At 66.8% G+C, this 21180-nt stretch carries 19 protein-coding genes and 1 tRNA gene; 8 read left to right on the top strand and 12 right to left on the bottom strand.

Features of this window, described 5'->3' with window-relative positions; genetic code table 11:
• Positions 1-4: 4 nt before the first annotated feature.
• Positions 5-1390 (bottom strand): MFS transporter, encoded by a 1386-nt coding sequence (locus VD997_03375; protein HYE61014.1) that lies wholly within the window; start codon positions 1388-1390, stop codon positions 5-7.
• Between the two features lie 241 nt (positions 1391-1631).
• Here VD997_03375 and VD997_03370 point away from each other — a divergent pair, with 241 nt between their 5' ends.
• Positions 1632-2390: a nucleotidyltransferase domain-containing protein gene (locus tag VD997_03370; GenBank protein HYE61013.1), complete on the top strand. Its 759-nt coding sequence runs from the start codon at positions 1632-1634 to the stop codon at positions 2388-2390.
• A gap of 101 nt (positions 2391-2491) precedes the next feature.
• Here the strand turns inward: VD997_03370 and VD997_03365 are convergent, their stop codons facing one another.
• The 4 genes from VD997_03365 to VD997_03350 form a co-directional block, all read right to left on the bottom strand.
• On the bottom strand, positions 2492-3772 hold the full coding sequence (locus VD997_03365) for a lectin-like protein (GenBank protein HYE61012.1): 1281 nt from the start codon (positions 3770-3772) through the stop codon (positions 2492-2494).
• Between the two features lie 218 nt (positions 3773-3990).
• Entirely contained in the window at positions 3991-5736 is a 1746-nt protein-coding gene (locus VD997_03360; GenBank protein HYE61011.1) for a hypothetical protein, read from the bottom strand.
• A gap of 55 nt (positions 5737-5791) precedes the next feature.
• A complete protein-coding gene (locus VD997_03355; GenBank protein ID HYE61010.1) occupies positions 5792-6181 on the bottom strand; it encodes a type II toxin-antitoxin system death-on-curing family toxin in 390 nt (129 codons plus the stop codon).
• Positions 6182-6184: 3 nt separating this feature from the next.
• Positions 6185-6448: an AbrB/MazE/SpoVT family DNA-binding domain-containing protein gene (locus VD997_03350; GenBank protein ID HYE61009.1), complete on the bottom strand. Its 264-nt coding sequence runs from the start codon at positions 6446-6448 to the stop codon at positions 6185-6187.
• A gap of 101 nt (positions 6449-6549) precedes the next feature.
• On the opposite strand from VD997_03350, the gene VD997_03345 reads away from it, so the two are divergent.
• Positions 6550-7587, top strand: a complete 1038-nt coding sequence (locus VD997_03345) for a TPM domain-containing protein (GenBank protein HYE61008.1) — start codon at positions 6550-6552, stop codon at positions 7585-7587.
• Between the two features lie 6 nt (positions 7588-7593).
• On the top strand, positions 7594-8268 hold the full coding sequence (locus VD997_03340) for a hypothetical protein (GenBank protein ID HYE61007.1): 675 nt from the start codon (positions 7594-7596) through the stop codon (positions 8266-8268).
• 91 nt (positions 8269-8359) lie between these two features.
• Here VD997_03340 and VD997_03335 read toward each other — a convergent pair whose 3' ends face one another.
• Both VD997_03335 and VD997_03330 read right to left on the bottom strand, forming a co-directional pair.
• Positions 8360-9379, bottom strand: a complete 1020-nt coding sequence (locus tag VD997_03335) for an MBL fold metallo-hydrolase (GenBank protein ID HYE61006.1) — start codon at positions 9377-9379, stop codon at positions 8360-8362.
• 43 nt (positions 9380-9422) lie between these two features.
• Positions 9423-10460, bottom strand: a complete 1038-nt coding sequence (locus tag VD997_03330) for an MBL fold metallo-hydrolase (protein ID HYE61005.1) — start codon at positions 10458-10460, stop codon at positions 9423-9425.
• A 193-nt stretch (positions 10461-10653) separates the two neighbouring features.
• Between VD997_03330 and efp the strand changes: the two genes are divergently transcribed.
• Positions 10654-11208 carry an elongation factor P gene (gene efp, locus VD997_03325; protein ID HYE61004.1) on the top strand — a complete coding sequence of 185 codons (555 nt, stop codon included), beginning with the start codon at positions 10654-10656 and terminating at the stop codon, positions 11206-11208.
• A 77-nt stretch (positions 11209-11285) separates the two neighbouring features.
• Here the strand turns inward: efp and VD997_03320 are convergent, their stop codons facing one another.
• On the bottom strand, positions 11286-12407 hold the full coding sequence (locus VD997_03320; protein ID HYE61003.1) for a DMT family transporter: 1122 nt from the start codon (positions 12405-12407) through the stop codon (positions 11286-11288).
• A gap of 50 nt (positions 12408-12457) precedes the next feature.
• A tRNA-Ala gene (locus VD997_03315) sits at positions 12458-12530 on the bottom strand.
• Positions 12531-12672: 142 nt separating this feature from the next.
• Between VD997_03315 and VD997_03310 the strand changes: the two genes are divergently transcribed.
• The gene (locus VD997_03310) at positions 12673-13650 is read left to right on the top strand and encodes a DUF6268 family outer membrane beta-barrel protein (GenBank protein ID HYE61002.1); all 978 of its coding nucleotides are present in this window, start codon (positions 12673-12675) and stop codon (positions 13648-13650) included.
• A gap of 12 nt (positions 13651-13662) precedes the next feature.
• Here VD997_03310 and VD997_03305 read toward each other — a convergent pair whose 3' ends face one another.
• Both VD997_03305 and VD997_03300 read right to left on the bottom strand, forming a co-directional pair.
• Complete coding sequence (locus tag VD997_03305; GenBank protein HYE61001.1) at positions 13663-14727, bottom strand: peptidylprolyl isomerase; 1065 nt, start codon at positions 14725-14727, stop codon at positions 13663-13665.
• A 38-nt stretch (positions 14728-14765) separates the two neighbouring features.
• Positions 14766-15539 (bottom strand): DUF1559 domain-containing protein, encoded by a 774-nt coding sequence (locus VD997_03300; protein ID HYE61000.1) that lies wholly within the window; start codon positions 15537-15539, stop codon positions 14766-14768.
• A 380-nt stretch (positions 15540-15919) separates the two neighbouring features.
• On the opposite strand from VD997_03300, the gene VD997_03295 reads away from it, so the two are divergent.
• Positions 15920-16453: a sigma-70 family RNA polymerase sigma factor gene (locus tag VD997_03295; GenBank protein ID HYE60999.1), complete on the top strand. Its 534-nt coding sequence runs from the start codon at positions 15920-15922 to the stop codon at positions 16451-16453.
• Entirely contained in the window at positions 16450-17223 is a 774-nt protein-coding gene (locus VD997_03290; GenBank protein HYE60998.1) for a hypothetical protein, read from the top strand. Before VD997_03295 ends, VD997_03290 begins: the two co-directional genes overlap by 4 nt.
• Positions 17224-17379: 156 nt before the next feature.
• Here the strand turns inward: VD997_03290 and VD997_03285 are convergent, their stop codons facing one another.
• Positions 17380-19620: a hypothetical protein gene (locus VD997_03285; GenBank protein HYE60997.1), complete on the bottom strand. Its 2241-nt coding sequence runs from the start codon at positions 19618-19620 to the stop codon at positions 17380-17382.
• 171 nt (positions 19621-19791) lie between these two features.
• Here VD997_03285 and VD997_03280 point away from each other — a divergent pair, with 171 nt between their 5' ends.
• On the top strand, positions 19792-21147 hold the full coding sequence (locus tag VD997_03280; GenBank protein ID HYE60996.1) for a hypothetical protein: 1356 nt from the start codon (positions 19792-19794) through the stop codon (positions 21145-21147).
• Positions 21148-21180 lie beyond the last annotated feature (33 nt).

Below are 21180 nucleotides of genomic sequence, written 5' to 3'. Positions count from 1 at the left end.
GTGATCAGAGCTTGCGGAGGCGGCGGATCTCGGGCCACATCCAGGCGATGCCAAGGACAACCAGGATCGTGCCGATGCCGCCGCTGACGACGCTGAACATGGCGCCGAAAACCTTGGAGCCCGCGATCGTTCCCGCGGCGTGGGCGACGGACCCGGACTCGAACTCGCCGAGTTGATTGCTGCTCTCGATGAACACGCTGTTGACGGCGGAGACACGCCCGCGGACGTGGTCGGGGGTGCGGGTCTGCACGAGGACGTGGCGGATGACGACGCTGATGGCGTCGAGGCCGCCCGAGAGGAAGAGCGCGGCGAGCGATACCCACACGTTTCGGGAGAGGCCGAAGACGATCATGCAGATGCCGAAGCCCGCGACCGACCAGAGCAGGGCGGGTCCGGCGCGCCGGAAGGGCGGGCGGTGCACGAGGGCGAGGGACATGACCAGTGCGCCGACGAACTGGCTGGAGCGGAGGGCGCCGAGCCAGCGGCCCTCAGAGTCCGGGTCGACATCGAGGATGAGCTCGACGTAGACCGGGAGCATGGCCGTCGCGCCGCCCAGCAGCACGGCGAACAGGTCGAGCGAGAGGGCCGCGAGGATGGTCTTCTCGCGTCGGACGTGGGACATGCCCGCGATCATGGCGCGGAAGCTGAAGGAAGCGGGGCCGGGCTTGCGCTCGGGCGCGGGCACGTGCATGCCCGCCGCGGAGAGCGCGAACAGCCCGCAGCCAAGGGCGGTGGCGAGGTAGACGGGCCAGGCCTGGGGCTTGCCGCCGGAAAGAGTGGGCCAGTCGATCATGAAGCCGGCGAGGAGCGGGCCGATGATCGCGGCGACCTGAAAGACACCGCTGTTCCAGGTCACGGCGTTGGGGAAGGCGTCGCCGCGGGCGATCTGGGGGAGCACGCTGCTGCGGGCGGGGCCGTTGAAGGATCGGGCAGCGCCGCTGACGAAGAGCAGCAGGTAGAAGACCCAAATGGGTGCGTGCCAGTAGGAGGCCGCGGCGGTGGCGCCGGCGGCGAGGGCGAAGCAGAGCTGGGTGATGACGAGGATGTTGCGGCGGTTGAAGAGGTCAGCGGCGTGACCGGCGGGGAGGGCGAGGCAGAGCACGGGGACCGCGCGGGCCAGGCCGGCGTAGGCGAGGGCCATGGGGCTCTGGGTGCGGTCGTAGATCTCCCAGGAGATGGCCGTGCCCATCATCTGGAGGCCGATGGAGGATGGGGCGAAGCCGAGGGCGAAGCGGCGGTAGTCGGCGGAGCGGAGGGCGAGGTAGGGATCGTGAGGGCGATCGATGGAGTCGGGTGGGTTGGGGCGGGTGTGCGCGGCGTCGTCGATGGGCTGTCCCGGCGCGAGCGGCTCTGAGGCATTGGGTTCGGAAGAGCTCGGCGTCGGCGACACTCGGACAACACCCCAGCCGACCTGCTACCCCAGTGGAGGTCGGGACGGACTGTAGCGATGCGCTGGGGGTGGGTGTCCGTCAGGAATCGAACGCGAAGGTCGCGAAGGGGAGCGAAGGCGCGAAGGGGGGAGCGGAGCGGAGGAGAAGTGGAGTAGAGGGGTAGAGAAGTAGAGGCGAGGAGGGGCGGGAGGCGGCCTTTTCGGTCGGGGAAGGCCAGCGAAGTCCCTAGAGTGGGGGCTTATGTTCGACTTTGACCTTGCACGCGCTTTTCTGACGCGGCACCCGGCGGATCGCGTGTTCGTGACCGTGAGCGGTGCGCACCTGTATGGGTTCCACTCGCCGGACTCGGACTATGACCTCCGCGGATGTCATGTCACGCCAGTGCGCGAGTTCGTGAGCATGGACCCGCCGAGCGAGACGCTGGAGGTGATGGACAAGAGCGGGTTCCCGGAGATGGACGTCGTGACCCACGACGTGCTCAAGTTCTTCAGGCTGATGCTCAAGCGCAACGGCTACGTGCTGGAGCAGGTGTTCTCGCCGCTGGTGGTGCACGACTGCGGGGTGCTGGAAGAACTCAGGCACCTGGCGCGGGGGTGCATGACGCGGCACCACCGGTACCACTACCGCGGGTTTGCCGAGAATCAGTGGGAGCTGGTGGTGAGGTCGCCGCGGCCGACGGTGAAGGGCCTGCTGTACACCTACCGCGTGCTGCTGGCGGGCATACACCTGCTGGAGACGGGGATGGTGGAGAGCAATCTGAGGGTGCTCAACGAACGGGCGCGGCTCGCGTACATCGATGACCTCATCGCGCGAAAGGTAAGCGGGAACGAGAAGGATGCGCTGCGGCCGGGAGAGCTGGAACGGCACGAGCTTGAGTTCGTGCGGCTGAGGGATGAGCTGAATGCGGCGAGCGAGCGGTCCTCACTGCCGGAAGAGCCGACGCGCGAGGCGGTGCTGGGGCTGGATGATCTAGCGGTGCGGCTGCGGTTGGAGCGGTAAAGAGAAGAGGCCCGCGCGGGGGCGCGGGCCTCTCGTGACGTGGTGAGTTGCACAGCCGCGAAGCGCGGCTGTATCCCTCCCTCACGGTCGGGGTTCCTCCATCAGCAGGGGTTGCCGCCCAGGACGCGGAAGAAGGCTTCGATGTCCTGGTCGGTGCCGGCGTCGCCGTCGGCGTTGAAGTCCGAGCCCAGGTGCCAGCAGGTGGGGCAGCAGGTGCCGCCGATGCAGGCGAAGAAGGCCTCGATGTCCTGGTCGGTGCCGGTGTCGCCGTCGCCGTTGTAGTCGGCGGTGCCGCACATGGACGTCTCGCAGATGCTGGCGGTGACGCTCTCGAAGGTGGTCAAGGACCAGGATTCGAGCGTGCCGCCGTCGACGTTCGCGTGGTCGGTGATCGTGAGCGTCCAGGGGCCGTTGGCGTCCAGACCGGCGAAGGTGGAGAGCGGGTTGGCGGGGTTGAAGGTGCCGCTGGTGGGCGTGCCGCAGACGAGCGTGGCGGCGCCGTCGACGAACGTGACGCTCATGTTCTCGTTGGTGCCGCAGAGCTGCGAAAAGACGCGGACCGTCGCGCCGGTAGTGTCGTTGCGGAGGTCGATCGTGAGGTCGCCGATGTAGGTGTGGGTGAGGCGGATTGTGAGGCTGAGGTTGCCGATGACGGTGGGACCCGACATCGTCTGAGTATCGGTGGTGACGGTGCCGGCGTTGGGGCCGATGGGCAGGCCGGAGGCGAAGGGGCCGTTGTTGCTGGCGCCGTTGAAGATCGGCGAGCAGTCGGTGCCGTCCCCGCGGTAGGTGCCGCTGAGGTTGGAGCAGCCCGCGGGCGTGGTGACCTGGCACGTGGTGCCGGTGCAGCAGGCGCCGAAGGTCGGGCGGGTGTTGAACTCAATCACGGCGTGCAGCGGCGGATTGAGCCCGACGTTGCAGCAGGACGGCTGGTCGTTCCACTCGCCCAGGGCGGGCGTGATCATCTCGACGTAGTCCTCGCCGTTCACGGCGTCGCGCCCGAGGTGGTTATCGGGCTGGGCGGTGCTGAGCTGCCAGTTGGTGTATGTGACGGGCTCGCCGTTCATCCACTCGTAGGTGCCCTCGGCGTTCTCGTCGGTGAGGCCGATCCACAGACGGCGCGGGACGCCGTTGTAGTTGGCCATGTTGGCGCGGACCCACTCGTTCTCGTCGGCGTCGTTGATGGTGACGATGGAGCCGCCCAGGGCCGCGGCCTTGGCGCGGGCGTCGGGCATGAGGGACGCGTCGAGGAGGATGTACCAGTGGTTGTTGGCGGGGTTCTCGACCGGGGGGCTGATCGTATTCTGGGCGGCGGCGTGCCCGCCCGCGAACAAAGCGAAACCAGCCGACACGCACAACACCAGCGCTCGCGAGCGGACCATGCGGACTCTCCCGGGATGACGGACACACGCTGACAGCCGCCCCGCGCACATGCGCGTGGTCTGGCCGAATGACAGCGACCCCTACGAGCCCCATTCCCGCAGTGTGAAGATGCACTTATTGGGCGTGGCAGTCAAAGGAAATCTGGGGATTTTGTGGGAGGGTGACAGGACGCACGCCCGCGGGGCGCGGGCGTGTCGCTCCCTGACGGTCGCGGTTCTTACCCGATCACCTTGCGACGCTGCTTGACATAGTCCCAGACGACGTAGCGGTCGAGGTCGCGTCCGCCGGTGAAGAAGACGCGTCCACGGGTGGCCTCGGCCATTCTTTGCGCGAAGGCGACGTCCTCGCTGGTCTGGCTCCAGTTCGGCAGCAGGAAGATGTTGATGGTGATCCCATCGCGCGAGCAGAGCATCGCCTCGCGCATGGTGGCCTCCTCGGTGCGCGGGTCGGGCGGGTAGAGCATGTACAGCTCGGGGCCGTCGAAGTGGGCGGTGGGAAGGCCGTCGGTGATGAGAATGACCTGCCGGTTGGGCGTGTCCTGCACGCTGAGCACCTGGCGGGACACGGCGAGTGCATGCTGGATATTCGTGAAGTGCTGCGGGACGCGAAGCTCGGAGACATCGGGGTTGCTCATGTCGGCCTTGAGCCGCACGACGGGGGAGTGCACCGAGACGGGCTTGGGCATGAGGGCGGGGAGCTCGGAGATCTGGCGGCGCTTGGCGAAGGTGAACATTTCGACGAAGCCGAGGAAGTCGCCGGGATACTCGGCGCGGATGAGACCGTCGAGGGCAAGGGCCATGCGCTTCACGTTGATGTACTGGCCGTCGTATCGCATGGAGCCGGACATGTCCATCAGCACCATGGTCGCGCACTTGGGGTTGTTGCGCGTGCGGTGGATGGTGATGTCGTCCATGGAGAGGTGGAGGCGCTGTGACTGCGATCCGGGCTGGGCCGGCGGCTTGGCTCTCTCGCGGGCGACGCCGTTGATCACGGTCTGCACGATGTCCATGTGCGCCACCGAATCTCCGAACTCGTACTCCTTGGTGCGCTCGATCTCTACGGCCCCCTCCCCCACCACCGGGCCGGTGTGGCGGCCGGAACGCGAGGCCGTGAGCTCGCTGAAGATCTCCTGCAGGAGCTTGCGCTGAAAGACACGGAACGCCTGCGGCGTCAGCCGGTAGCCCTCGCGGGTGAACTCAAGACCCTGGGCGCGGGCCTGCTCGCGGAGGTAGTCCTCGATCTGCTCCTGGAGCTTGTTGAGGTCCTCGAGGGCGCTGTCGTCGGCGAACTCGCTGAGCTCGTCCATGTCGATGATGGCGAGCTGCGCGGTCTTGCTGGCCTCCTTGAGCTGCTCGAGGAGCTTGTCGATGGTCTCGAGCTCGTCCTTGATCTCGAGGGCCTGGGGCACGGTCATGGGGGTGCGGCCGGTGAACTCGTACTTGGCCGCGAGCTCGTCGACCTGGTACTTCTCGCCCAGGCGGTGCATGAGCGACATGAGCTGCCTGGCGAAGTCGCTGGTGTCGTCCTTCTGGCGGAAGTAGAGCCGCTCGAGGTCGGCGAGCTGCTCATCGCGGATCATGCGGGTGAGGGCGTCGCGCAGGTTGGGCGGCGGGTTGGCCGTGCTCGCGGCATCCTCGAAGGCTTTGGCCACGGACTGCTGAACCTGCTCGGTCTCGTAGGTCTCAAGGATCTTCCGCTTGCGCTCCGCCAACATGGCCATGAGCTGGTCGAGGCTGGGGCCCAGGCGTGGGAACATCGAAGGGTCAAGGTGGATGGCGCGGGCGAGCTCCTCCTCCGTGAGGTGGCGCATGGAGCCGAAGGCGAGCATGTGCTCGAAGGCCGCGGAAGTGAGGTCGGGCGGTGGGGCGGTTGGCGAGGGGAAGTTCTTGGGGTCGAAGGCGAGGTAGGTGTGGATGAGGCCGCCAAGGCCGGCAGCTTGAGGTTGGTTGTCGCCGCTCCTCACACGAACCTCCTTCACCCACTTGGTTCGTTTCGCAGCCCTCGAACCGATGCGAGTTCTAAGAGATTGCTTCACGCATCCATCGCGTGAGCTGGTCCTTTGACATCTCGCTCGAAGCGACGGCCACGGTGACCTCCTCCATCACGTGCTGGTCGGGGTACTTCGTCACTCCGTTCAGGTCCAGGAAGATGACGGCGGAGAATGATCCTGCCCGCTTGTTGCCGTCCACAAAGGGATGATTCATCACAATGTGAAACAGGTAAGCCGCAGCCATCGCGGCGAGGTCCGGGTGCAGGTACTCGTCACCGAAGGTTTGGCGGGCCTGCATCACCGCGGCTTCGAGCAGTCCGAGATCGCGAACACCACGACCGCCACCTTCGCTCTCGATGGTGTCCTGCTGGATCTGCAGCACGTCGGCGACGCTCAGGAACAAGACGGGGCGATCCATGGCTTACTTCGCGAGGTTCTTGAGCATCTCGCCGTACATCGGACGGAGCTTCTTGATCGACGCGGCAATCCGCTCCGGACCGGCGCCCACATTGCTGGGAGTAATCGTGAGGCCACCACCTTGGACTGTGACATTGAACTCGGATTCGGGGCTTACGCCCATGACATCGAGCATGCCCTTATCGATGATCAGGGCGTAGCTGTTCCCGTACTTCTGGAGTCGCTTGAACACGCCCGTGCCAGTTGATGTAGGGCCGTCCGTCTTCATGGTTGTACATTGTACAATCGACCATCGACTCCCGCCACTTTGAGCATCGGGTTCACCCCGGCCCCATAAAACCCCTTACCCGGGTCTACCAACAATGCGGCATGCTGATTCTGACCCGATCGCGGCCATGGTGGCTCCTCGTTCTTGTAGCCGTGCTGCCGGTGCTGACGCCTTGCTCCGCAAAGGCCCAGGTCACCTACCCCCCTCGACCAGCGGAGGGGCAGTTCGTCAGCGATCTGGCTGAGCTCATAAAGCCGGAGGATGAGGCCGCGGTCACTAAGAGCGCGGATGCATTCCTCAAGAGCAAGGGCATCCCGGTCATCGTGGTGACGATCAACTCGCTGGCGGACTACGGGGCCGCGCGGTGGCCGATCGAGCGGTACGCGATGAACCTGTTCGGCGAGTGGGGCGTGGGGACCACGGACCGCAACACGGGCGTGCTGCTGCTGGTGAGCAAGGGTGACCGCAAGGTGCGGATCGAGATGGGTGGGGCGTTCACGCATGAGCGGGACGTCGCGGCCGCGCAGATCATCAACGGCGTGATCGTGCCACGGTTCAAGAAGGGGGACTTCTCGGGCGGCATCCGCGATGGCGTGGAGGCGATCACGAAGAACATCGACAACCCGACGAAGGCGTTCACGCCGGGCGGTGTGGGCGGGACTTCGCAGGCGGCGGGGGGTTCGGGACCGGTGGCGGCGCCGCCGGTGAAGCCGACGGGCACGCTGCTGGGCGGGCGCGGGCTGTTCTCATCGCTCGGGTGCTTCATCATCCCGGTCGGGCTGATCGTGCTGTTCATGATCATCAAGGCGTTTACGCGGCGCTCTGCGGGTGGTGTCCCGTACGGCGGCGGCAGCGCCGGGTACGGACCGGGCTATGGGCCCGCGGGCTGGGGCGGCGGCTGGGGCTCGCGTCCGAGCTCGGGCATGGGGGGAATGCTGGGCGGCCTGCTGCTGGGCGGGCTGCTTGGGAACGCGTGGGGCTCGCGCGGCTCAGGCGGCGGGATGTTCGGCGGGGGCGATAGTTCGGGCGGCGGGTTCGGAGGCGGGGGCGGCGGGTTCGGTGGGTTCGGCGGCGGGGGCGGCGGCGGCTCATTCGGCGGCGGTTTCTCTGGAGGGGGCGGGGCCACGGGCTCCTGGTGATCAACTATGAAGACTGCTTCCCAAGTCATCACGCAGAAGGACCGCGACGAGCTGCACTCAGCCATCGCCGCGGCCGAGCGCGGCACTTCGGCCGAGATCGTGGTCGTTGTTGCTACGCGCTCGGGGCGGTACGACCGCGCGGAGGACCTGTTCGGGCTGCTGCTGGCCCTGGCCAGCGTGGCGATCGCGTGGGTGCTGTACCAGCAGTTCCACGAGACCGAATGGACGCAGGGCCAGGAGCTGGCGCTGGGGCTGATCCCGGTGCTGGTGCTGTTCGCGGTGTGGTGGATGGTGGGCGCGGCATTGGCGACGCGGTTCCCGGCGTTGGCGCGACCGTTCGTGCCGCGGCTTCAGTTTGAGGCCGAGGTTCGGCGGCGCGGTTTCGAGGCGTTCCATCTCTTCCGCGTGGGGCACACCAAGGGCCGCAGCGGTGTGCTGATCTTCGTGTCGCTGCTGGAGCACATGGCGTGGGTGGACGGGGATCAGCAGGTGAACGCGGTGCTGCCGCAGGAGACGTGGGAGAACGCGTGCAAGGCCGTCACGGCGGGTTCGCGGCGTGGGGAGCTGGCGGTGGGGCTGAAGGAGGCCGTGGGGCTGGTGGGTGGGGCGCTGGCGCAGAAGTTCCCGCGGGCGGCGGATGACCGCGATGAACTGCCCAATGTGGTGCACCTGCTGGATTGAAATCGCCTCAAGGCAGAACACTGAGAGGAACTGAGGCGAAACGGAGAAGGGGTGGTGAAGAGCACGCGGGGCGCGCGCTCTATCACCCCTGCTACTTCTTCTCGCTCAGCTCCGCGTAGAGCTGGATCATCGTCATGCTCTGGCGGTCCTCGTTGGCGTAGCCGTGGAACGGCAGCTTCATCGTCACGATGTCCTTGCGTTGGCGACCGGCCTTGATGGCCTTGGCGACGGCATCGCGGCACTTTTCGAAGTAGGTGATCTGGTCGGCGATCCCCTCGGGGCCGCAGAGGTCGCCGTGCCCGGGGACGACGCGGGTCTTCTTGTCGCAGAGTGCCTGGGCTTGTTTGAGCGCGCTGATCCAGCCCTCGATGGTGCCGCCGCCGTTCTGGTCCACGTAGGGGAAGACCTTGCGGAAGACGAGATCGCCGACGATGAGCACGTTGGAGTTGGGGAGGTGGAGGACGAGGTCGTTGTCGGTGTGGCCGGGGCCGAAGTGGCGGAGTGATATCTTCGCGCCGCCGGGCGTGGCGATCTCGTGGGTGTCCTTCACGGCCTCCGTGGGCGTGAAGTTCTTCGCCTCGAGCTTCGTCACGTTGTGGTAGAGCTCGGTCCAGTCCTCGCGGGCCCTCTTGAGGCCCTCGCTCTCACCCTTGGGGAAGTTGCCCACCGCCTCCTTGATCTGCGAGATGTAGCGGGCGACGTTCCCCTCGATGCGCGGCAGGCACTTCTCGTGCGCCAGGACGTCGCAGTCGCCGGTGAACGCATGGTTACCGCCGGTATGGTCGGCGTGGTGGTGCGTGTTGATGACCACGAGCTTCGGGGCACCCGGCGACGCCTCGCGCCGGAGCGTCTTGCCCCAGGGGGAGTTCTTGGTGTCGATGAGGTAGGCGACCTCCTTCCCGTCGATGAGCGTGACGTTGCCGCCCTGGCCGAAGGCGACCTTGATGGAGGCGAGGTCGGGGGCGATGGGCTTCCACTCAAAGAGCGTGACGGCCCTGCCTCCCCCGCTGCTGCCGACGTCCTTGCGGGGCTGGGCGAGGAGGTCGCGGCTCATGAGGGCTCCGAGCGCGGCGGCGCTGCTGGCGGTGACGAACTCGCGGCGATTCAGCAAGGGTTGCTCCAGATACCGGATGCGGTGCGGCGCTCCTGCAGTGCTACTTCTTGAGCTCGTCGTACACGCCGCCGAGGACGAGGCCACGCGCGACCTCAAGGCGGTAGGGCGCGTACTGCGGGAGCGTCGTGTTGATGACGTCCTCGCGTGCCTTGCCCTCGTCAATCGCCTTCTTCACGGCCTCGCGCACGTCCTCGAAGTACTTGATCTGCTTCTTGACGGTCTCGAGGTTGCCGATGTCGCCGTGCCCCGGGACGACGACGGTCTTCTCGTCGCAGAGGTGGACGATGCGCTCGAGGGACTTGATCCAGCCCTCGCTGGTGGCGCCGGCGTCCTTGTCGTAGTAGGGGTGCAGGTTGTTGAAGACGAGGTCGCCCGCGACGAGCACGTTGTCGTCGGGGAAGAAGAAGAACACGTCGTTGTCGGTGTGGCCGGCGCCGACGTGGTGGACCTCGACCTTCTTCCCGGCGACGCTCTTGACCTCCTCCATCTTGATGGGCTTGGGGGTCCAGGCGTCCTCCTTCAGCTCGGCGAGGGAGTTCTGGAATGCTTTGGCATCTTCGGCCGCCTGCTTGGCGCCGGCGACCTCGGCCTCTTCGAGGGCCTTGATCTGCTGGCGGAGCTGCGCGGTGAAGGAGCCCTTCATGGCGGCGATGCGCTCGCAGGCCTTAGGGTGAGCGGAGAGGGCCGCGTCCTTGCTGAAGACGCCGTTGCCGCCGGAGTGGTCGAAGTGGTGGTGGGTGTTGAAGACCTGCACGACGGCCGCGGTTTTCGTGAGCAACTCGCGCCGGAGGGCGGGGGCGATCACGGCCTGCTTGGTATCGATGAGGGCCGAGGCGTCCTTGGTCGCCACCAGCGTTGAGTTGCCGCCCAGCAGCGCGAAGTTCTCGCCGGTGGTGCCGATAGCGACGTGGAAGCCCGGGCGGACTTCAACCCAGCGGTTGAAGGTCTCGGCCGAGGCGGCGGGCTTGGGGGCTGTCTTCGTGCCCTCCTGCGCCCAGAGGCGGAGGTTGAGGCCGGCCGCGCCGACCAGGGCCGCCGCGCCGACCACGAACTCACGCCGCGAAACGCTCATGCTCATGGATGACTCCTGACGAGGTGCTCCCAGCAGAGCCCATTATGGCCCGCAATCCCCCACTTCCGCTACCTATCGGTCCGACATGGGGGCCGAGGGCCCGGGCGGCAGGTCGCGAGCGCCCCCGCCTATACTTGGCCCCATTCAAAACCCGGCCCCGCGGTCCACCCGGCGGCCCCTGTTTCAAGGAATCTCAAGGATGAAGGCGACTGACCTCCGCCCCGGACTGGGCTGCAAGATCGACGGCAAGCTCTATGTGATCACGAACTTCGAGCATCGCACTCCGGGCAACCTCCGCGCGTTTATCCAGATCAAGATCAAGGACGTGGTCGCGGGCCGCACGATCGAGCGGCGCCTGGGCTCCTCGGACGAAGTGGATGTGGTGGACCTGGACCGCCGCCCGATGGAGTACCTGTACTCGGACAACAGCGGCGCCACGTTCATGGACCCCGAGACCTTCGACCAGGTGATCATCCCACCGGACGTGCTGGGTGATGCCCTGATGTTCCTGCGGCCCAACACGCAGGCGACGGTGCTGTTCTACGGCGAGAATGCCGTGACTCTCGAACTGCCGCCCAGCGTCGAACTGACGGTGAAGGACTGCCCGCCGGAAGTGAAGGGCGCCACGGTGACCAACCAGACCAAGGACGCGACGATGGAGACCGGGCTTGTGATCCGCGTCCCCGCGTTCATCAAGCAGGGCGAGACCCTGAAGATCTCGACGCAGGACCGGAGCTACCAGAGCCGGGCCTGAGACGGCGGAAGGCGGAAACCGGAAAGCGGAAGTGTGAAGGCCTGGCGCGGGTGCGTCGTGCCTTTTTCGTGGACTCGTTACGCCCGCGTGCCGCACTCGGGGCAGGTTGCACCCGAGGCGAGCCCGCGCAGGTCATACCCACACTTTTTGCATAGGCCCATGCTGGCTCGCCGATCACGGGTGGTCACGCGATGTTGGATGACCAGCATCGCCACCGCTCCGGCCACCGCGATCAGCCCAGTGGTCCACTGCGCGGCCGTCATCTCCTCGTCGAACAGCAGCATCGACGAGATCGCCACGGTGATTGGTTGGAGCTGAATCACCCCCGCGGCCACCACCAGGCCGATACGGGCGATGGCGTAGAAGTAGAAGGTATGGCCGAGGCCGATGCCGATCAGGCTGCTGGCGACGAGCAGCCCGAAAGTGAAGGGCGTTAGGTGCGTGACGGCCTCGACGCCGTGCCCGCGGGCGAAAAGGAGCATGCAGGCGACCAGGGCCGCGGCGGTGTACTGGCTGACGGCGGCGAAGGCGAGGATCGGGTTCATGCCGACCATGTGCTTGCGCACGCCCAGGGCGTAAAGGGCGTACATGAGCCCCGCGCCGATGCTGAGGGCGATGCCGATGGGGAACGCGTGCGGGACATCAGCGAGCGGCGGGCCATCGGTGGGTGTGCCGCCTGGTGGTTTGAGCGCGATGGTCGCAAGCGTGGCGCCCAGGACGAGCAGGAGGGCCGCGACAAACGCGGGGCTGCGGAGCACGCGCCGCTCCGCGGGAAACATGAGCGCGGCGGAGAGCGCCAGGAACACGATCTGCAGCCGCATGCTGAAGATCATGAGTCCCGGCTGGATGAAGTAAGGCGCGAGGGCGAAGCACACCTGGGCGGCGGCGTTCCAGAAGCTAGGGACGAGCGCGGCCTTCCACAGCCCCGAGGGCGTCTTGCCGCGCCGGGCGGCGATCACCAGCGCCGGAGCCCAGATAAGGGCCGAGATGGCGTAGCGCCAGCCGTTGCTGGTCCAAGCATCGATGTCCTTGGCGAAGTAGTGCAGGAACAGCGGGATCGTCGTCCAGCCGATGAGCGAGAGGACCACGGCGGTAACGCCGGTCGCTGACAGGCCGTGCACGCCAGCGGGCGCGGGTGGGCTGGCGGGCGAGTTGGCGGGTGGCGGAGTCGCGGCCGGTGGACGTGTGGCGGTGGTCATGGTGGCCGCGGGATGCTGGCGGGCGCCGCCCGCTGGAACAGATGGAGAAGTGGAGCGGAGGAGACTCGAACTCCCAACCCCTAGCTTGCAAAGCTAGTGCTCTACCAATTGAGCTACCGCCCCGGCACGCGGGAAGGGTAGGGGCAAGGGGCGGGGAAGTCTCCAGCCGCGTGCGCGTCGGCTTTCCATGAGTGTGGATGAATCCGGCACGCCGGGGGTTCTCGTAGAATCGGGGCCGTTCCGCCACCTGTCCTCGGGAGTCGTTATGCCGATCCGGTCTGCTGCTGCTGTCCTTGTCTCTGCCGCGTTCCTGTCGTCGGGCGCGTTCGCCCAGCACACGCCGGGTGCGCCCGAGGGCGCCACCCCCACGACCGGCGCGAGCGGCCAGCCGCCCGCGGTCGCTCAGGCACGGCAGTTGCCGGGACCGGATGTGGCCGTGACGCTGTTCGGCACGCACGCGTTCGAGGCGGACTTCGAGGATGTGAACGGGAGCGTGAGCCTCTTCCGCACCGGCGCGGAAGTGGGCATCCGCCAGCCGCTGGACGAGCGCACACGCCTGAGCCTCTCAATCGGCGCCGAGTACTCGGGCTACGACTTCAGCAGCGACACGGCCCTGGCGGGGACGAGCGAGCCGTGGGACGACACCTACCAGCTCTCCGCGGCGGTCATCATCAGCCGCCAGGCGACCACGAGCTGGTCGTGGTTCTTCGGCGGCGGCGCGGACGCGAGCTTCGAGGATGACGCCAACCTCGGCAAGTCGTTCACAGGCGGGCTGGTGGCAGGTGCGAACTACAAGGTGAACGAGAACCTCACGTTGGGCGGCGGCTTCGCGGCACGCTCGCGCCTGGAGGACTCGGGGCTGTTTCTCCCGCTGGTGTCGATCGACTGGAAGATAAGTGAGCAGTGGACGCTGTCGAACAGCAACGAGCTGAACTCGACGGGCATCGCGCTGGCGTACCGGCCCAACGAGCAGCTGCAGATCTCGCTGCACGGGGCGTACCAGGGTCGGGCGTATCGGCTCGATGAGGACGGCCCGATCCCCGACGGCGTCGGGCGGGACTCGCGGATCCCGGTGTGGCTGCAGGTGCGGTACTCGTTCTCGCCGCGGATCAGCGTGACGGTGGCGGGCGGCTACATCGCGTGGCAGGAATACACCGTCGATGATAACAACGGGAACGAGCTGGACCAGCAGGGCGCGGATGGGACGCCGTTTGTGGGCGCGAGCCTGGTGTTCCTGTTCTGACCGCGAGCGTCCTCAGCGGGACTTGGGGGGCTCGGCCGGGCGGGTGAGCGCGGGCGGCGCCTCGCCGTAGGGCGGCGCATCGACCAGGCGCGCCCGCTGGAGGATGGGCGGGTCCTTTGGGCGGTTCTTGGGGTCCTGCCCCGGCTCGTCTGGCACAAGCGGCACGGCGGCCAATGCCATGATGGTCTCGCTGCCACGCACCGCGTGCCCGAAGGCGGTGTAACGGCCGTCAAGGGCCTTGGTGCCTTCGCGGGAGAGGCAGACGAAGACCTGCGAGCCGTTGGTGTTGGGCTCGTTCTCACGGGCCATGGAGATCACGCCGAAGTCGTGCGGCAGCGTGCTGGGCTCGAGGTCGATCGAGTACCCGGGGCCGCCGTCGCCGGTGCCGGTCGGGTCGCCGACCTGGATGACGAACGGCGCGCCGCTGGCCAGGCGCGGCACGATGCGGTGGAAGATCACGTCGGTGTAGAAGCCGCCCTCGACAAGGTGGCGGAAGTTGAACACCGTGTTTGGGGCAGCCTCCGGGTTGAGGCGGAACTCGATCTCGCCCAGCGTCGTCTCGATCACCACATGCTGGTCGACGTAGGCGCGGATGCCCGTGTACGTGCGGGTCTCGTAGCTCACCCACGCGATCTGGCCATCTCGGGGCTTGAAGCTGGGCGTAAGGGTCTTGGGGTCGATGAACCACGGACCCTTGGCCGACTCGCTGTAGACCATCGCGGCCGCGGGGTTCACCATGGGCTGGAGCACCACAGGCGGGCCCACCTTCTCAGTGCCGGCGACGAGCTGCGCGTACTGCACCTTGGGCGTGGTCGTGCCCCACATGATCGGGAAGAGCGCGCCAAGGTCGATTTTGCCCTGCTCGACGGGCGCGACGGCAATGGGCTCGGGGTTGCCGGGCGTGTAGAGGTCGATGTGCAGGTCGCCCCACGCCTTGCCCTCCGGTGCGGGCGGCAGCGAGACCTGCATCGGCACCGGGCGGTTGATCCCGTAGTAGAGGCGGTCAGGCTTGAGTTGCGCGTGTGTGGAAACCGCAACGGCTAGCGACAGCAACGCGGCGAGGACGCGGGTGGTCATGCGATCAGCTTAGACGGATGAGCCAAACCTTGGTTCGCTCAGGGGTTCTCGCCATTGCGCTCGGCATTGGCGGCGTCGTCGAACTTGTTCCACAGCTCGACCACGTACTCGAACTGGATGTCGGCCTCTTCCTTGGTCTCGGGCAGCTCCAGGCGAAGGTTGGAGCCCGGGTCGTTGTACCAGTGCACGGAGAGGTCGGCACGGAAGAAGTTGGCGCCGACCTTGTGGCTGTAGTCGGAACGGAGCTGCATGGAGTCAGAGATCAGGGAGGAGTAGGCGGGGTCGATCTTGTCGAGATTGCGGGTCGTCGGGCCGCCGGGCCCATGGCCGGCGGGGCCTTCGCCGCGGTAGTGGTAGTTGCTGAGGATCTCCCCGCCGGGGTTGTTCTTGAAGAGGCCGGTGTACTTGTTGAGCGGCTTCTCACCCTTATGGGAGGGGCAGTAAAAGACCTTGTGTGCGGCGGTGTATTCCAGCGAGTAGAGCACGCCCATGCCGTCCCAGCGCCCGTCGTCGGTCCGCAGCGTGTTCATGTTCTGCGGAGCCATCCCAGTCGAGGACTCGGGGAGGTAGATGCTGGGTGGGATGTAGCCCCGGTAGTCATTGGCGTAGGTCATCACGCCGACGCCGATCTGGCGGACGTTCGACTGGCAGGAGACACGCCGGGCGGACTCGTGCACGCTGCTGAGCTTGGGGAGGAGCATGCCGATGAGCACCGCGATGACCGCGATGGACACCAGGATGTCGATGAGGGAGAAGCCGGCGCGCACTGAAACACGGCGCTGACGCGACGCGTTGAGCTGGCGGGTCTTCATCAATGGAACCCCAAGCGAGCGTGGTCTTGTCCGGTCACGGACTCAGGTCCACCCCAGCAGGTTACTCTCGGCGGGAAGTTTCAGCAATAGTTTAATTCCTCATACAGGTCGGCTGAACACCCCAAAGGTGATCCCGAACGGGGGATTCGGGACCTGGTCGGATAACTTTTCGTGCCTAGGCCGGGTGGCTGGTGTAGACTGGATTTGGTCGAAATGAAGCATCCTTCAGCGACGCCGCCCGTATTTGTGGTCAGACGGGCGCCAACCAGGCTCACTGGGAAGACCACTTCACGATCTTCACCCGTCGGGTAGATAGGCGGTGCCGGCATATGGGCGTGAGGGGTCATTCAGACGGCCGCGGAAGCGGCGATCTGGACTTGATGCGCCGCGTCGCGAGCAACGACGAGGGCGCGATCGGTGAGTTGTACGACCGCTTCGGGTCGCTGGTGTTCCGCATGGCGTATCAGTCCATGCCTACCAGGGCCGAGGCGGAGGACGCGGTGCAGGAGATTTTCGTTCGGCTGTGGAAGACGGCATCAAGGTATGACGACGGGCGTTCGGCCCTGGTGACATGGGTGATGCTCATCGCCCGCAGGCACCTGGTCGACAAGCTGCGGCGGAACCGGGCCCGGCTCAAGGCTTCGTCGCTGGACGGGCCGACAGCGGTGATGCCCGCGGCGGTGGAAGCGGGAACTTCCAGGCTGGATACAGACGAGCGGATGAAGATTCTGCTGAAAAGGATCGAATCACTGCCAGAACTGCAACGCACAGTCGTCACGAGAGCGTATCTGGGGGGACAGACGTTGCGGCAGATCGGGGAAGAGTTGAACACACCCTTGGGAACCATCAAGTCGGCGTTGAGCAGGGCCCTCGTGCGGCTTCGCGAGCGCAATGGCGAGGAGTTTGCCACATGACTTTGCAGGAGCTTCTGGAGCACGCGCACCTGGATGCGCTAGGCCAGCTCGATGAGAAGGAGCAGGCTGCGTTCGAGGCCGCCTTCACGGTTGCCCCGCCCGCGGTTCAGGCGCAGATCCGGCGCGAGCAGGCCCGGTTTGCCAACATGGACCACCTGCTGCCTCAGGTCGAGCCGCCCGCTTACCTCCGCGAGCGCGTGCTGAACGCGGTGAGCGCGGCCATGATCGCTGAGGGCGCCGGCACCGACCTCAACCTCGCCCCGGCCAAGCGGGTGCACACGGCGTGGCGGGCTTCGGCCATCGGTCTGGTGACCGCAGTGGTCGTGCTCGGCGTCGCGTTCGTGAACGTCTACACCGCCAACCAGCGGATGACCCACCACTTCGAGGACGACGCGGCCAACTCCGCCTTCCTCCAGCGCTTCGAGCGGACGTACATGGGCGACGTGCTGTACAGCGCGACGTCCCAGCGGGTGCTCATGACGGCGGCCCAGGGCTTCAGCGGCAAGGCCGTGATCTGGGTGGACGAGAAGTGGAACGATTCGAAGATGTTCTGCGAGCTCCCCGGTCTGCAGGGCGAGAGCTACCGCCTTGTGGTCGTGGACGACAACGGCGCTATCGAGCGGACGATCACCGAGATCGCCGCGGACGGGGTGCATAAGTCGATCACGCTGCCCAAGTTGACCTCGGGCATGCGGGTGGCGCTCGTGAGCGCCCGGATCAACGAGCCTGCGACGGGCGGCAAGTTCCTGATGGAGGGCGTGGTCGCCTGAGCGGCCTGCTTCGTGACTGAGATCGAAAAGTGACGCCGCCCGCGGAGACGCGGGCGGCTTTGTTTTTGGGATGCTCGTGCCGCCCTTGGAGTGCACAAACGGAGAACCACCGAGATGAGGACATCTCGGTGGCAAGGGTCGGGACGGCTGAATGGCTCAGCGGTGCTTCGCCTGTGCGACTTGGGCGGCGGCTCCGTTTGCGGCGAAGTTGGCCCACTTGGCGTCGTCCAGGGCCGCTGCGATCTCGCCGTCGGTCTCAAAGGCGGTCTTAGCGCCGACCAGCCGCTTCCACAACAGCATCCACAGGGCGCCGGCAAGGACCACGCCCGCGGCGAGGATGCCACCCGCGTAGATGGTGCGGGTGTTGTCCAGCGGGTCAGCGCCCACAGTGGCGGCGGCGAGGACCTCCGTCACGCTGCCGTCGATCCGCTGCTGCTGGGCGGCGTTGGCGTGACTGACGAACGCGGCGGTGAAGGTCTCGAGCTCGCGGGCCGTGCGGTCGCTGCCCTTGCCCTTGAGGTGCAGTGAGAGCTGTCCGGCCTTGGAGGTCTCTGTGGTGAGGTTCTCGCGGATCATCTCCGCGACCGCGGGGGCGGAGGCGAGCGTGGCCATGCCCTGCTTTTTGAAGCGCTCGGCGGCAGTCTCGTGGAAGCGGGGGTCGCCCAGCAGCCCCTGGTGGAAGGTCTGCCACTCGGCGATCTCGTTCTGGTTGAGGGCACGCCCGCGCCCGTCGGCCTTGAGCTGACTTGTCGCGAGGAAGGTCGCGGGCGCGACCTCGCGGGCGACCGCCCACGCGAGACCAGAGAGCACGGCGAAGACGCCGACCGCGCAGAGGGTCATGACGGCGGCGCGGCTGCCGCCCTGCTTGCGCAGGGCAGCTCGCTCGGCGAGCACGACGCGGTCGCGGATGGCCGCAAGCTCCTGTCGCTGGGCCATGATCTGGTCGCACTGCTCGATGCGCTTCTTCAAGGCTTCGTTGGCCTTACCGAGCTTCTGGTAACGCTCGCGGATGAGGTCGTGGGCAAGCTTGAGGCGGGCCCGACGCCGGAGCATCGACGCGTTGGAGGATGAGACGGCGCTCTTCGGCTTGGCGGCCGCGGCGGCCTGCAGTGCCTTGACCTCGTTCAGAGCCTTCGCGAGCTGTGCCTCGAGCTGGTTGCTGCGGGCGGTCGCCTGCATCAGGCCGGCCTGCGCGGCCTCGAGCTGGCGGCGCATCTCCTCTCGCTCAGCCAGCTCGTGCTTGAGCTTGGCCTGGAGGCCCTCGACGGTCTTCTCGAGCGCGGCCGCGGACTCGGTCTGCTGCGCGAGCGACGCGGAGAGGCGGGCGGACTCGGACTTCTCCTGCGCGAGGGCTTTCTCGAACTCACCGGCCTTGGTTTGGAGCGCGGTGAGCTGCGACTGGAGCGCGGCGGAGGCTGACTTGCTCGAGCCCGCGACCTTGGCGAACTCCTGGTTCTGCTGCTCCAGCTGAGCGGACTTCTGGTGAAGCTGCTCCAGCTGAACCTGAGAGGCCGCGGCCTGGGCCTGGGCGGTCGCGGCGAGGGCGCGGGCCGCGTCGGCAGTCTTGGCGAGCTCCTTGTTCTGGTGCTCGAGGCTCTTGCTCTGCTGCTCAAGGGCGGCTGCCTTCTGGGCGAGCTGCTCGACCTGCGACTTGCTGGCCGCGGCGGCGCTGGTGGTCGCCTGCTCGGCGGCCTTGGCGTGGCGGGCGGCAAGGTCGCGGGCCTGCTTGAGTTCCTGGCCCAGGGAATCAACGCGGGCCTGGAGGTCCTTGGACTGCTTCTCGTGGCTGGCGAGAATCTCGCGCTGAGCGGCGAGGTCCTTGCGGAGCGACTCGATCTCGGCGAGGTCGGCGGCGCGGGTGCGGCGCTCCTGCTCGAAGGCGGCGCGCTGCTGCTCGAGGGCCTTGGCCTGCTGCTCCAGCTCGTGGGTCAGGTTCTCGACCGCGCGGGACTCATCCGCGAGCTTCTGGGCCTGCGCGGCGAGCGTCTGGCCTCGGGCCTGGACCTCTTCATCGAGCTTGTGGCGGGAGGAGTCCAGGGCGGCGCGGTCGGCGGCGATCGCCTTGGCGGTCGAATCGAGCTCGGCCTCGCGCGACTGGAGCTTGGCGAGCGCCGCCTCGAGGTCCTTCTGCCGCTGCTGGTGCGCGGCCTGGGCCTGGGCGAGCTCGGCGGCGCGCTGGTTGAGGGCGGTCTCCTTGGTCTGAACCTCTTCCTCGTGCTGGCGGATGCGGGTCTGGAGGCGCTGCCGCTGGGCGTAGAGCGCCTTGAGAGACTCCAGCCCCGTCTCGAACTCGGCGAGGACGTCCAAGATGTCGTCCTGCGGGGACTGCTTGGGGAGGATGTTGGGGTCGGTGCTCATGGTGTCGTCGGTCGGTGCGGGCTTCTTTGAAGCGGCCATGTCGATCCTCCGGGCCGGGAGCGGGCGGTGGTGCGCGCACAAGGGCCTGAAGCCGGTATCGGGCGGCGGCGGAAGGCACTGAAGCGGGGTCCTACAACCACGTGACGGAATGTGCGTCAGGGCCGTTACAGGCCCCGTAGAATCACGTGTTGTCACGAGCAGGAGGCCTGTATGCCCTATTACACGAAGCTCGGCCAGATCCCCCAGAAGCGCCACGTGCAGTTCCGGCGGCCCGACGGGGCCCTGTACTCAGAAGAGGTTTTCGGAACCGAGGGTTTCGTGGGGCCCACCACGACTATGTACCACATCCACCCGCCCACCCAGGTGAGCGGCTGGAAGACCCTGTACTCGACCAAGGTGGAGTACGCCGAGACCGACGTGATGCGGATGCGGCACGTCAAGAGCGCGCCGCTGAAGCCTAAGGGCGACATGGTGACCGGTCGCGTGGTGCTGTTCGGCAACAGCGACTGCGAGATGGCGGTGTGCAATCCGGCCGAGCAGATGGGCTACCACTACAAGAATGGCCAGGGCGACGAGTGCATCTTCGTGCACTTCGGCTCGGGCACCGTGTACACGATGATGGGCACGATCAAGTTCGGGCCCAAGGACTACGTGGTGATCCCCAAGGGGGTCATCTACAAGTGGGTCTGGGACAAGCGGACGCAGGCGAAGGAGGGCGAGCCGCCGGTCGAGCAGATGCCCTTCGGCAAGTTCCTGCTGATCGAGACCACCAATGGCAGCCACATCGGGCCGCCGCCGCGGTATGTGAGCAAGCACACGTCGCAGTTCCTGGAGCACGCGCCGTACTGCGAGCGCGACCTACGGCTGCCGGAGCTGCCGCTGACCTTCGATGAGCGCGGCGACTTCGAGGTGCGGATCAAGGCCCGCGACCGCGTGCACTCGTACATCTACCACTATCACCCGCTCGACGTCGTGGGCTGGGACGGCTGCTACTACCCCTTCGCGTTCAACATCGACGACTTCAGCCCGATCACCGGCAAGCTGCACATGCCGCCGCCCATTCACCAGACCTTCGAGGCGCACAACTTCGTCATCTGCTCGTTCTGCCCGCGGATGCTGGACTGGCACCCCAACGCCATCAAGGTGCCGTACAACCACAGCAACCTCGACAGCGACGAGGTCCTGTACTACGTCGAGGGCAACTTCGGGAGCCGCAAGGGCATCGAGGTCGGCAGCCTCACGGCGCACCCGCAGGGCATCCCGCACGGCCCGCACCCGGGCACCATCGAGGCGAGCCTGGACGCCAAGTACACGGGCGAACTGGCGGTGATGTGCGACACCTTCCGGCCGCTGTACCCGACGAAGGCGGCGCTGGAGCTGGACGACCCCAAGTACACCGACAGCTGGCAGGGCGAGCACTTCCCGGGCATCAAGGGCGGGCGGATTACCACCAACAGCGTGGGGCCCATGCACAACGCCGACGGCACGCACGCGAACGGGCATGCCAACGGCCACGCGAACGGCGTGGCGACGGGCGGCAAGGTCGCGGACGTGTGGGCGCCGTAATGAAAACGGGGGCTGACGCCCCCGTTTGTGAAC

Source organism: Phycisphaerales bacterium (genome assembly GCA_035627955.1).
Taxonomy (GTDB): Bacteria; Planctomycetota; Phycisphaerae; order Phycisphaerales; family UBA1924; genus JAEYTB01.
Note: the sequence above shows the minus strand (reverse complement) of the source record. Positions and strands in the feature narration are given on the sequence as shown.